Here is a 14,084-nt window from a genome sequence, read left to right as displayed (position 1 = left end):
CTATTTTTGAAAAAAAAGTTATGAAAAAAATCAAAATAGTTTTTTGTTTATTGTTTCTTTTCCTAATTGGTTGTAAAGAGCCTAAAAAAGAACAAAAAGTAGAAACTCCAGTAATTGAAAGTAAAGTTGTTGTTGATCAAAATGATAATTTGAATAACTTCATTGGGAAATATGAGTATAAAAATACTGATACTCCAGATGAGAATCTTCTGTTGATATTGAAAAAAGTAGATATTAAAACTATTCCTAATTTTGAAGGATATTCTTGGGAAGAAAAAAATGAAAAAGGAGAAAATATTGAAGTCGCATTATCTGGAATATTTTACGGGAATACAGATTTATTTGATGAATCTAGAGAAGGTTACAAACCAGGCTTTTTTGTTGGGACAGTGCAAAGTGAGCCTTCAGAAAATAATGCTCTAAAAGTTAATATTAATTTAGCGTCTTCAGATATTTTAGAGAATCCAATTTATCCACCAATTCAATCTACTCAAGAAGCTTTAAAAAGCGGTAATAAAAAGTGGGAAGTAACAGAACTTGAAATTAGCAGAGAATTAATTTTTGAAATAAAAGATTCTACAGAACTTATTTTAAAATCTGATTTAGGTTCAGATGATAAAATTTTCAAAAAAATTAAATAAACAGATATTTAGATATTCTATTTAAAGCGCAAAAGTCATTTTTAGACTTTTGCGCTTTTTTTAATTAAAACTGCCCGTTTGGATGTATTCAAAAATCATATATATTTTGACACGGATTCGTTATCACGAAAACACGGACAAAAATGGATTTACATAAAAAAATTAAAAAAAATCCGTTTTTGTCCGCGTTTTTACAAAGTAAATCTGTTTAATTCGTGTTCTAATTATTCAAAATTGTATTTTAAAATAATTACAACCCGAAAGAGCCTAATAAATTAAAGTTAGGAAGTTTTATGGTCTGGAATGCTTCTGGTAAGAATAGAATAGCTGGCGCATTAATACCAACTAAACATGGGAATAAAGCTAGTGCTATAGATTTTAATTTTAGTACATTTTCTAATGGTAAAATTGATTTTAGTAAAGCTGATGTGGAAAGAATGGTTTTATAGATTATTCAACGTTTGCCTAATGGTGATTACGGTTTTGATTTGCCAAAACAGGGAAATTTCTTTCCTGTAAATAATGCATTAACTGAACATTCAACCTATTATCAAGGTGTTTATAATAAAGTATATATCCAATTAAAAAGAATAGAATTTAAAAAAGAATTAGAAAGGAGAATGAAATATAATAAAATTATTGTTTTCCTGATTTTGAAAATCATCTTTGTATTCAATTAGAGTAATTGATTTTAGTATTAGAAATGTAGTATATTTACTTTAAAATTAATATATTTTATATGCGCTTCTTCATTATAGTTATGCTTTGTTTTATTGTTATTTCATGTGAAAATAAGAAAGCAGATGTTGATAAAATGAAGATTAGAAAAACAATAGAGATTAAAAACAAAACAAAAATAAAAGAGCTTGAAAATCAGGTTTTCCATCGTGTTCTTTATGAAAATGAATATTTCTATTTTTTAGGTAAAAAAGGTGATTTTGTAGATGTAACTCTTAATTTTAATGTTAAGCGTTTAGCTGATGAAGCTACCATTGATAATATTTTTTATTCTGATGATTTTAATAGATATCAGAGTCAACTATACAGAATTAAAAATTACACTATAAAAAATAGTTTCAATTACATTATATCTGTATTTGATGAAGGAGAAGATAAAGATGCTAAGATTTATTTTTCCCTTATAAAACCAAAAGATAATGTTTGGAAGTTCCAGTATGTGCCTTCTTCTCCATGGAAAGATGAGGAATCTAAAAGAACTTACAATCAAAATCTAGATTTGCGCAGTGAGTATCTATTTATTAATAAAAAAAATATAGACTCAATACTTGTATTGACCAAACTAGTATGGTACGAAAATGATAATAGTGACAAAGCAGATACAGTTAGTTGCGAAAAACCATATTATTTTAAATTAAAAGAAAAATATAGGCATTGGAAGAATTACAATCCGATTCGTTTTATTTCTTCTAAAAGCAAGATAAAGATTTATGAATCCCCTGATATTACATCAAAAGTTGTTGCAACTTTAAAATACAACGATTGGATTATTATAAACGATACCCTAAAAAAAAATCAGGAGATTAGTCAAGATTGGCTTGATATTTATGACAGAGAGCATCTTGAAAAAGGCTATATTTTGAATAAGGACTTAGCAGAAAAACCTACTTATAATTTTCCAATAGTGAAAGATGAAAGAGAAGGACTATAAGCTAAAAAAAGGTTAGTGATTATTTAAAAAATACATTTATAAAAAAGCTGCCATGAATGACTGCACACAAAAGTTTAGACGAATTTATAATTAAATTTGATAATGATGAGCTCGGTATTGTATCGGGCTCATTCCTTTTAAATTAAGTTTTATTCTATCATTATTATAGTAATTTATGTATTTGACTATTTCTCGTTCTAATTGATTTATAGAACTGTATTTTATCTGATACTTCCATCCTTAATCAGAATACAGTATTAGATTAGTTTTATTCGGTATTTCTCCAAACTACCTTTTAAACATTAATTGAATTTAATTAAAATCTTAGACTTCTGCGTTTTTTACTTTAACTGTATTTCTTGTTCGCAGTTCAATAATTATGGTATATATTCGTATTAAAAATATACGAAAAGCATATCAAGATTTCAAAATTAAATATGAAAAAAATATTAATTTTTTTGGCCTTATTAATTATAATAAGCTGTAGCAGGAATAAAACTAAAGAAAATGAAATTCAAAAAACATCTCAAGAGGAAGAATTGAGTAAATATGATGTCGTAGAAGAAAAACAAGATAAAGATACAATTAACAACTTTTGGCCAATTGATCTGGATACTATTAAAAGCGCTGAAAAAATAAAATTCAACAACGAAAATTTTGATTTAAAAATAACTAATTACAGTCTTAATGATAGTTCTATTGTAAAGAATATTGATAATGACTTGTATCATATTAATTTTGATGTATATCATAATAGGATATCGGTAATTTATTTGAAAGAAAGAGATAAGGTTGTTTTTACAAAAAAAATTAATAAATCTGATTTTAAGATTAAAGATGCAGAATTTAATAAATACTCAATTATTAAGTATATTGAATTTGTTAATGAAAAAAATGGAGATTTCTTTTTTAAAGCTACATTGAATATTCCTGATACTGACTGGGTTGAAAAAATTAATTTTTTTATACAGAAAGATAATCCAGAAAAAATCAAACTCTTGTAGAATTTGAGTTATGGACACAGTATTAAAAGCGCAAAAGTCTTTTTGACTTTTGCGCTTTTTCATTAATACAAGAAACATTCATCAAAAAACACAAATCCACCCCTTAAAAAGAAAATACAACTCCCTCTTTTTTTTGCAATAGATTTATTTTGCAGTGCGTTCAATTGATTTTTTTCATAGGTTTATTCAAATGAAAATAAATCGTTTTGAAATCCGGACGTTTTTAAAATCTGTTTATGAAAAACATTAAAAATTACATTTTAAGCTGTATTATATTTCTATCAATTTCTTTCGGTGCAAAAGCACAGCGATCCGATTTGTATTTTGATCATATTGATTATGATGTGAGTTTTTCGCAGAGTATGATTTCAAGTATTCATCAAACCAAAAAGGGGTTTATTTGGATTGGAACTGCAAACGGATTAATCAGTTACGACGGTTATGATTTCCTGCGATATGTTTACAACAAAGACATTCTCAACACCATCAGCAACAATCACGTTAATGTAATTTTAGAAGACAACGAAAAACAGCTTTGGATCGGAACCAACAACGGACTAAATCTTTTCAATAAAAACGAAAGAAGCTTTCTGCGTGTCGATGTTCAGAAAATAAAAGGCGGACGAAACTACATTTCCTCTCTAATTCAGGACGATGAAAACCGAATCTGGATTGGAACTTTTGGCGGGATCAAAAGATTAAATAAACAGAAATATGTATTAGAAGAAATCTCCAACGACCATAATTCACCATTTAGAAAAAGCAGGGTTTTGTCTTTGTTTTATGATAAAAATTATGGTGTTTTGGTGGGAACTTCAAAAGGTTTGGAATGTTTTGATCCGAAAAACGGTTCGAAAAAAGCGCTTCCAAAAGCTCTGGCCGAAAACCAAGATTTATTAAAATCGAAAGTATGGAAAGTCATTAAAGAGAAAAATGGCGATTTATGGTTTGCTACCGAAGCCAACGGCGTTTTTAAATTTGATGTAGATAAAAATACCGTAAAAAACTATTTGGTAAGTTCGCCAGGAAAAACCAGTTTATGTTCCAATTGGGTCAACGATATTGCAGCGGTTGACAATAACACGCTTTGGTTTGCCACCAAAAACGGTTTGTGTGTTTACAAAAAAGACCGAAACGAATTTACCAAATACGGACACAATCCGTTGCAGCCTTACAGCCTTTCAGACGACGATGTAAAATGTTTCTTAAAAGACCGTCATAACGATATCTGGGTTGGAACAAACGGAGGCGGTGTCAACTTCTTCCAAAAAACCAATACTAATTTTACCAATATTAGAGAAGTTGTAAGACCTAATTTTGGCTTGAATACAGCTTTTGTAAATGCAATTGCCAGAGAAAACGACGGTTCGGTTTGGGTAGGAACAAATGGCGGCGGTTTAAATTATCTGGATTTCAAAAACAACGCTAATACTTCGTATCAAATTGAGGGTTACGATTTTGACAAAAGCGTGAATATGATCACTGCTTTGGCGAATCAGGACGCACAAAATCTGTTCTGCGGCACTTTCAACGGATTGTTCAAATTCAATAAAAACAGTAAATCGTTTCAGTTTATTTCGCTTTCGCGGAAGGATTCCAAAGAAAGAGAACGTCCGATTACTTCTTTATTAATGGATAACGGCGATTTATGGGTCGGCACCAACGGAAACGGATTAAAAAAAGTAATGCCCGACGGAACGGTAGAAATCTACATGGCCGACGGTTCGACGAATTCACTAAGCGATAACTTTATTACTTTCATTGAAAATAGAAAAGACGGACTTTGGATTGCCACACAATATGGTTTAAACTATTTCGATAAAAAACTAAAACAAGTTACAAGAGTTTTTAAAGCCGGACCAAAAAGCGGACTTTCTAATAACAGCTTAACCGTCATGTTTACCGATTCTAAAGGTAGATTCTGGGTTGGAGCTGAAAGTGGCGGTGTTAATATTTTTGACGAAAAGAAAAGACGTTTTTTTGAGATCAACCGTTCGATGGGTTTTACAGACGAAACGATAAAAAGTATTTCGGAAGATACAGAAGGAAATATCTGGATCAGTGATAACAATCTGCTTTATAAAATCAGAACTAAAAATTTGAAATCGGTTTTAAATATTAAAGATTTTGAAATCACTTCTTTTTCATCTAAAGACGGATTAAAAGTAAAACAGTTTTCGAACAATTGCAGCGTCAGATTAAATACCAAACAACTCGTTTTTGGATCTTCGAACGGTTTGATTGTTTTCAATCCTTCAAAATTGATTAAAACCGAAGACAAATCGCCGATTGTTTTCACGAAACTTATAGTAAACAACGAAGAAATCAGACCTGGAAGTAAAGAGGTTTCGATGGAAAAACGCATCAGCGAAACGACTGAAATTACTTTAAAACATGATCAGGGCTATATCGGACTTGAATTTAGCGCGATGAATTTCATTTCGCCGGAAAAAAATGAATATGCTTATAAGTTAGAAAGTTCCTTCAATAAAGACGAATGGCATATTATCGGTTCGCAGCATTATATCAATTTAACCAATTTAAATTCGGGAACGTATACACTGAAAATCAAAACCTCAAATGGAGGCGGAGAATGGAATCCGAACATTAAAACTTTAAAAATTACAATGTTGCCGCCGTGGTGGAGAACCTGGTGGGCTTATTTGTTTTACATCGCATTATTGGCTGGAGCTGGAGTTTTACTATTCCGTTTTCTGAGAAATAGAGAATTATTAAAACAGGCATATTATCTCGATCAGGTTGAAAAGCAAAGACAGGAAGAATTGTATAAAATGAAACTGGATTTCTTTACCAATGTTTCGCACGAAATCAGAACGCCTTTGACTTTAATAAGCGGGCCAGTTGAGGAACTTTTGAGCAGTGCCGAAAAAAACTCGAATCTGGAACATAAACTCAAAACCATTAAAAATAATTCAGATCGATTATTAAAATTGGTAAACGAATTAATGGATTTCAGAAAAGCCGAAAAAGGAAGTATGAAAATCTATTGCGAACAGCAGGATATTGTTTCGTTTTGTTTTGATATTTACGAGTCGTTCCGCGGTATTGCTGTCGAGAAAAAAATCGATTATAAGTTTGTGCTGAATATTAATACAGCATTAATTTATTTTGATAAAAACCAAATGGAGAAAGTGATTTATAATCTGCTTTCGAATGCTTTTAAGTTTACAAGTAAAGGCGGAAAAATCACTTTGGCAGTCGAACAAAAAGACAATTCTGATTTTATTGAAATCAAAGTAAAAGACAACGGAATTGGAATTCCAGACAACCGCAAAAAGAAAATCTTCAAGAACTTTTTCCAATTGGATGATCGCGGAAGTGCCAATCTTGGAAGTGGCATTGGTTTGGCTTTAAGCAAAAGTATCGTCGAACTGCATCATGGAGAAATTAAGGTTCAGACAGAAGAAGATCCGAACTTTAATACCATTTTTACCATTCAATTAAAGAAAGGAAAAGAGCATTTTAAAAAGTCACAAATCGTTGAAAATTCAGTTATAATTGAAGAAAATGCCAATCCAATTTCGGATGTCAAAACCGAAATTGAGATTTACGAAAGAGAATATCCGGAAGAATTGGACAGCAGTAAAAAAACGGTTTTGGTTATTGATGATAATGAAGAAGTCTTGTCTTTTGTTTACGATATTTTATATACAGATTACAGAGTATTGAAATTTACAAGCGGTAATCTGGCTTTGGAATTTATGGAAAAAGAAATTCCAGATCTTATTGTAACCGATGTTATGATGCCCGAAATGGATGGTTTTGAATTGTGTAACATTCTTAAAACAAATCTCAACACCAATCACATTCCAGTCATTATGCTCACGGCAAAATCTTCGACTATAAATCGTATTGAAGGACTTTCGACAGGTGCTGATGCTTATATTTCGAAGCCTTTCAGCATTGAAGAATTAAAACTGACAATTGCCAATTTATTATCAGCAAAAGAAATCATGCGTCAGAAATACGGCGAAGGTTTCATTGCCGATTCGGAGGAAGAAAATCTAAATACGCCAGAAGGAATCTTCTTGAAAAAACTAACTCAGATCATTGAAGACAATCTTGACAATACTGATTTTGATGTAAACGATCTGGTAAACGAAATCGGAATGAGCCGAACGGTTCTTTATAAAAAAGTCCAAACGCTGACCAATCAATCGGTTGCTGGTTTAATAAAAAATATGCGATTAAAAAAAGCAGCGAGTTTATTGGCTAAAACCAGTTATTCGGTTGCTGAGGTGACGTATATGGTAGGTTTTAATGACAGAAAACATTTTAGTAAAGAATTTAAAAAGTTTTACAGTCTTTCTCCAACGGAATATAAAAGTTCTTTGGAGAAATAATTTAACCGCAAATTTAGGTTTCGATTTCCTGCAAGGTTTTCAAAACCTTGTAGGTATAAGTTTTACGATATAACAAGCTAAAATGAAACCTACAAGGTTTTGAAAACCTTGCAGGAAAACCCAATAAGATTTTTCTTTTTCCACAAAGTCCGCAAAGTTTATTTAAGCTTTGCGGACTTTGCGTTTTTTCCTTTGCGTGCTTTGCGGTTAAACTTCTCAATGGTTAAGTTTAAAAATTAAGTACCTCGTAATTATTTAAGTTTTTTATTACGAATCACGTTTTTTAAGGGTTTAAATAATGTAAAATTCATAAATAAAGACGTTCGAACCCCTAAAAACGAATATCTTCCTCCCTTGATAACCTTGTTTATTAGTCATTTTTGCAACTATAAATTACATGACTTATAAATTAACTAACCAAAAAAATTAACAATGAAAAACAACAAACCCGAAAAGATTCTTTTTCTAGGTGGAAATTATCTAAGATTAATTTTAATGTTTTTTCTGTTGAGTTTCACTCTCCATGTGAATGCGCAGGAAAATACCATTTCAGGAAAAGTAGTCGACAATGCAGGACTCCCATTACCAGGAGTAAATGTACATGTTAAAGGAAGTACAAAAGGAACTCAAACTGATTTCGATGGTAACTTCAGTATTAATACGGCGCCAAAAAGCATTCTTGTTTTTTCGTTCATCGGAATGGATGAGGTTTCTGTGGATACGGAAAACAAGAAAAACTTAAAAGTAGTTTTAAAACAAAGTTCACAGTCTCTAGACGAAATTGTAGTAGTAGGTTACGGTACCAAAAAGAAAAGCGACATAATCAGTTCTGTGGCTTCAGTTAAACCTGGAGACTTAACGAAAGTGGCAACTTCTGACGTTGGCGAAATGCTTCGAGGAAAAGCGGCCGGAGTTCAGGTAAGTTTAAATGATGGAGGGCCGGGAAGTTCGTCTTCAATTCAAATTAGAGGAAAAAAATCCATTAACGGAAGCAACGAACCAATCGTAATCGCCGACGGAATCGTAATCGGAAGTATTAATGATATCAATGCCAATGATATTGCTTCTTTAGAGATTTTGAAAGATGCTGCAGCACAGTCTATTTATGGAGCAAGAGCATCCAACGGAGTTATCTTGATTACTACGAAAAGAGGGAAAACAGGAAAAGCGAAAATATCTTATAATGGTTTTTCTGGAGTACAGACCATCAATAGAAATTTTGATCTATACAGCGGAGAAGAATTTGCCCAGCTAAAACGAGAAGCATACAGAACAAGTAACGGAGGAGTTTACAGACCCGACAATCAGGTTTTTACACCATTGGAATTGGAGTCTGTTCAATCTGGAAAATACATTGATTGGGAAAAAGAAGTTTTAAGAACTGGTGTAACCAACAACCACAGTTTGAGCATTTCTTCGGGAACAGAAAAAACAAGTATTTTTTCGAGTATCAACTACATCAATACATCAGGCGTAATTCCGAATTCAGATTTCGAAAAAGTAGCGATGAGAGTCAATGTCGATCAGCGTATTACAGATTGGCTGAAAATAGGAATGAACGTTTCGCTTCAATATTCAGAAACCAATAGACCTAATGTTGGTAACATTTTAAATAATGCTATTAATACTTCGCCACTTGGACAAATATACAATGAAGATGGTTCGTTCCGTTATCTGCCGGGAGGAATTCAGGAAACACCAAATCCGCTGATTGATGTTTACGAAACTAGGACAAACGAGCTGAACCGAAATGATATCATGAATATCTTTTTGGATATTAATCTGGCAAAAGGTTTTACGTATAAATTAAATGCCAGCCGTAGATCGTGGAATTTTAAAGGAATGTCTTTTAACAGTTCAAAATCACTTTCAGGGATTGCCAATTCTGGGCAGGGAAGTGGTTATATCGAATTTAAAGATAATGTAGAATATCAATTGAGTAATATTTTGCATTACAATCTGAATTTAGCCGAAAAAAATCATTTTAATGTGACAGGAGTTTACGAATTAACTTCATCAGAATATAATGATTTTAAAAACTCAGCAAACAGAATTCCAAGCGATATTTTAGGAATTTATGGTTTAGAAAGTGCTTTCCTGAACACGCCTTTAATTGGCGGAAGCGAAAGATCGCTGATTTCATTTGCAGGAAAATTAGAATACGATTTTGATAACAAATATTATTTTACAGTTTCAGGCAGAGCCGATGGATCTTCTGTATTTGGAGCCAATAATAAATGGGGATTCTTCCCAGCTGTAAACGCGGCGTGGAATGTTACAAACGAAGAATTCATGAAAGAGCATGTTCCTGTTTTGAGTAATTTAAAACTAAGAGCGAGTTACGGTAAAGTGGGGAATCAGCCTAAAGATCCATATCAAAGTATGGCAACCGCTACACAGAGAGATTATATTATCAATGGTGTAAAAGTTTCAGGATATGTTCCGGGAAATCAATTATCGAATCCAGATTTGAAATGGGAAACTTCTACACAGTTAAACCTTGCTGCAGATTTTGGTTTGTTCAAAAACAGATTAACAGGTACAGTTGAGGTTTACAATACTGATACGTCAGATTTATTGATTTATGAAGCCTTAAATGCAAATACAGGTTACACCACCAAACTTTCTAATATTGGTAAAGTAAATAATAAAGGTTTAGAGATTACTTTGAATGGCGATTTGATCAAAAAGAAAGACTTTAGATTAAATGTAGGCGCTACTTTCACTAAAAATAAAAACAGCATTGTAAGTATCTACGGAAAAGACACAAACGGCGACGGGCGTGAAGATGACGCTGTCGGAAACTTATGGTTTATCGGAAAACCGATTGATGTGTATTACCGCTATAAAGCTGTCGGAATTTATCAGGAAGGCGAAAATATTCCGCTGGTAACAGGAACGACTTTATATCCAGGAGATATTAAATTATACGATGCAGATCCGTCAAACGGAGCTAATCCAAATCCAGATCAGGACCGAGTTATTACTTCAAAAATGCCAGATTGGTTCGGTACTTTCTCATTGGCTTTAGAATACAAACAGTTTGATTTTTCTGCTGATATCTATACGGTTCAAGGCGTTACAAGAGACAATTTATTTTTATATGATTATGTACGTGGAGGTTCTTTAAGAGGAGTTAAAAACGGAATCAAACAAGATTATTGGACACCAGAAAACCCAGGAGGAAATTGGCCGAGACCAAGAGACGGAAACGATCCGCCTTACATCAACAGTTTAGGATTACAGGACGCGTCATACATTCGTTTACAAAACGTTTCTGTCGGATTTAAATTCCCACAAAACACATTAAAATCTCTTGGATTAAGCAATATGAGATTGTATGTAACAGGAAGCAATTTGGTAACGATTACAGATTATCAGTCATACAGTCCAGAAAAAGAAATCAGCGATTATCCTGAACCTGTAACTTGTGTTATTGGCTTACAAGTAGGTTTTTAATAACAGCGTTTAAGACATTCAATAAAATAAAAAAATAACAAGATCATGAAAAATATAAATTTTCTATTTCTTTTGGTATTCGGTCTTTCTCTTGGACTTACTTCCTGCGAAGACTTTCTAGAAGAAAACGTAAAAGATCAAGTATCAGTAGATTATATCTACACTACTCCAGCAGGTTTAGAAGTTGGAGTAAATGCACTTTACAATCAAATGCGTTTTTATAATTCGCCATCTGGAGATAACCCCGATTTGTGGGCCAATGTATTCTTTATGGTGGCAACCGATTTAGGACTGCACAGAACTTGGAACACTCCTTACGGAACGGGGCATAATCCGCAGTCTTTTACGGGTTCAAAATGGATTCAGGGTTATAAAATCATCGACAGATGTTCAGCAATTATTACATCAGCACGTTCGATTTCTATGGATGAAAATGCTAAAAAAAGATTAGTGGCACAAGCACGCGTTATTAGAGGTGAATTGTATTTGGATTTAAAACAAATGTACGGAGGGATTTTAATTGACACGATTCCGACAACACCACAAAATATCAATGATCCAGTAGAATATAAAGTAGCCAGTGATGCTGACGTTTACAAATTAATTGACGGCGATTTGGATTACGCGATTGCTAATCTTCCTTTTAAGGTAGATCCAGGACGTTATGGTCAGGGAGTTGCAAGACACATTCGCGGTAAAAGTGCTTTATGGCAGCAAGACTGGGCAGGAGCAGCGGCGCAGTTTGATGCGATTATTAACGATGGAACACATGGTTTAGTAGCACTTATTGATGTTTGGGGACAAAATGCCAATCATAAAGAATCACTTTTTACGTATCAAAGAGACTTTTTATTAGGACCAAGTGATGATCTTGCTGGAGGCGGCGGTTTTTGGTTAGGAAGTGTTTTTACACACAGAACTTATGAATTAAATACCAGCGAACTGATTCAGGATGTTGCTTATGGCGGACAATCTTTAGGATGGTTTTATCCAAACAATTATTTGAAATCACTTTACGATCAGACAAACGATTTACGATTCAAAACCTATTATTATTCCGATAATTATCAGGATTATAAAATCAATGTTCCTGGAAATCCAAAATTTGGACAGCCGATTACCAATCCGGCAATTGCTGCGCCAAACGGAAATTACAGAGCATGGCATTGGAGTTTGAAAAAATACCATGATACCGAAAAACTACCAATGACTTCTAACAGTTACAAAGATTATATGTATTACAGACTGGCAGAAACCTATTTACTGGCATCAGAAGCCTATCATAATTTAGGAAACGACACCAAAGCATTAGCTTATTTAAACAAAGTAAGAAGAAGAGGTTATACAGGAAATCCAGAAAGCGCTGTAACGACTTTTGATTTAACTTCTTGGACTTTAAACAACTATTTAGACGAATCAGCAAGAGAACTGGCTTTTGAAAACAACAGATGGTTCTTGTTGAAACGATTAGGACTTTTAGTAGAAAGACAAAATTTATATTTCCGTTCAAGTCCGTCTGGAACGCTTTCAGGAGAAGTTCAGTTAAAAATGACGCCTGCAATGGTCAATATGCCGATTCCGCAGAGTCAGATTGATTTAATGGGAAAACCAGCAGGATTTAATGTTGGATATAACTAAATTTTTCTAACACATAGACACATACATGGCTTTTACTATGTGAATTTAAACAAGTGAAACGCCTTTATCGAGCTTTCAAAATCTATGTCTCTATGTGTTTAAAAAAAAATAAAAGTTAAGGTTAAAGTTAGTAATAACCAATCCGGAAGTTGAGGTAAATCAAAGCTTCCGGATTCAAAAAAGAAAAATCATGACACGTAAACAATATATTCTAGGAGCATTAACCGCTTTGCTTTTTGCTTCTTGCAGTGACGACGAAAAAGTAGTTTTAAAATATGCAGACGAAGGCGATACAGGCGGTCCAAATCCGATTACGCAGACGCTGAAAGAAAAAGCCAAATTTAAAATCGGCGCTGCAGTAAAAATGAAAGATCTGCAAAACGAAGCCAATTACAAAAATGCCGTTTTAAAACATTACAATCAGATTACAGGAGAATTCGAAATGAAGATGGCGAGTATTTGGACATCAGCGACAGCTTACAATTATACAGCTGCCGATTACTTAGTCAGTTTTGCCAAAGACAATAACATGGAAGTGCACGGACATACTTTGGTTTGGTATGATTCATTTCCAGAATGGTTTAAAAATGCTAAATATGATTCGATTGCTTTTGAAGCTAAAGTCAAAGTTTATATTACCGATGTTGTAGGCCGTTACAAAGGCAGAGTAAAAAGCTGGGATGTTGTGAATGAAGTTTTTGCCGATGGAGGCGCTATGCGAAACGAAACTGTAATTAATTCATTATTTAAAGACCCAATTGGATTTTACGGAAGATGTTTCCGCTACGCAAAAGCAGCAGATCCAGATGCGAAATTATTTTACAACGATTACAGCGTAGTTATCGATGGCGGAAAAAGAGCAGCGATCAAAAAAATGGTAACGAGATTCAAAGCCAACGGAGTACCAATTGACGGTTTGGGAGATCAGTTTCACTATGCAACAGACACCAACAGACAAACCATGAAAACCGGATTTACAGATATGGCTTCAACGGGATTATTAATTCACATTTCAGAATTAGATATCAAGGTAAATACTGGAAAATCAGATTCGTATGTGTTTAACGATACCGAAGCTCAAAAACAAGCCGAAACGTATAAATACATCACAACGATGTACGAAGAATTACCGCAGGCACAGAAATTCGCAATCTCAACCTGGGGTGTAACCGATAAATATACATGGCTGACAAGCTTCTGGCATTACAAAGAATATCCATTGCTTTTAGATGCTGATTACAATAAAAAACCAGCGTATCAGGGATTTTTAGACGGGTTAAAATAGGAGTTTTTAGAGAATAGAATATAG

Annotated in this window: 8 protein-coding genes; 7 read left to right on the top strand and 1 reads right to left on the bottom strand. The window is 33.2% G+C overall.

Annotated elements, in window-relative coordinates; genetic code table 11:
• Positions 1-20 precede the first annotated feature (20 nt).
• Both ABD859_RS15200 and ABD859_RS15195 read left to right on the top strand, forming a co-directional pair.
• Positions 21-641, top strand: coding sequence for a hypothetical protein (locus tag ABD859_RS15200; protein WP_345145434.1), 621 nt, complete (start codon positions 21-23; stop codon positions 639-641).
• A gap of 739 nt (positions 642-1,380) precedes the next feature.
• A complete protein-coding gene (locus ABD859_RS15195; protein ID WP_345145433.1) occupies positions 1,381-2,310 on the top strand; it encodes a hypothetical protein in 930 nt (309 codons plus the stop codon).
• Between the two features lie 90 nt (positions 2,311-2,400).
• Here ABD859_RS15195 and ABD859_RS15190 read toward each other — a convergent pair whose 3' ends face one another.
• On the bottom strand, positions 2,401-2,535 hold the full coding sequence (locus ABD859_RS15190) for an IS3 family transposase (RefSeq protein WP_425554258.1): 135 nt from the start codon (positions 2,533-2,535) through the stop codon (positions 2,401-2,403).
• A 212-nt stretch (positions 2,536-2,747) separates the two neighbouring features.
• On the opposite strand from ABD859_RS15190, the gene ABD859_RS15185 reads away from it, so the two are divergent.
• From ABD859_RS15185 to ABD859_RS15165, 5 genes are all read left to right on the top strand, one after another.
• A complete protein-coding gene (locus ABD859_RS15185; protein ID WP_345145432.1) occupies positions 2,748-3,314 on the top strand; it encodes a DUF4738 domain-containing protein in 567 nt (188 codons plus the stop codon).
• 236 nt (positions 3,315-3,550) lie between these two features.
• The gene (locus ABD859_RS15180) at positions 3,551-7,678 is read left to right on the top strand and encodes a two-component regulator propeller domain-containing protein (protein ID WP_345145431.1); all 4,128 of its coding nucleotides are present in this window, start codon (positions 3,551-3,553) and stop codon (positions 7,676-7,678) included.
• Between the two features lie 432 nt (positions 7,679-8,110).
• Entirely contained in the window at positions 8,111-11,137 is a 3,027-nt protein-coding gene (locus ABD859_RS15175) for a SusC/RagA family TonB-linked outer membrane protein (protein ID WP_345145430.1), read from the top strand.
• A gap of 45 nt (positions 11,138-11,182) precedes the next feature.
• Positions 11,183-12,775, top strand: coding sequence for a RagB/SusD family nutrient uptake outer membrane protein (locus ABD859_RS15170; protein ID WP_345145429.1), 1,593 nt, complete (start codon positions 11,183-11,185; stop codon positions 12,773-12,775).
• A 190-nt stretch (positions 12,776-12,965) separates the two neighbouring features.
• Positions 12,966-14,060 carry an endo-1,4-beta-xylanase gene (locus ABD859_RS15165; protein WP_345145428.1) on the top strand — a complete coding sequence of 365 codons (1,095 nt, stop codon included), beginning with the start codon at positions 12,966-12,968 and terminating at the stop codon, positions 14,058-14,060.
• Positions 14,061-14,084: the final 24 nt, after the last annotated feature.

It is taken from the genome of Flavobacterium ginsengiterrae (genome assembly GCF_039539785.1).
Taxonomy (GTDB): Bacteria; Bacteroidota; Bacteroidia; order Flavobacteriales; family Flavobacteriaceae; genus Flavobacterium; species Flavobacterium ginsengiterrae.
This window is presented reverse-complemented; position numbering and strand designations above follow the sequence as displayed.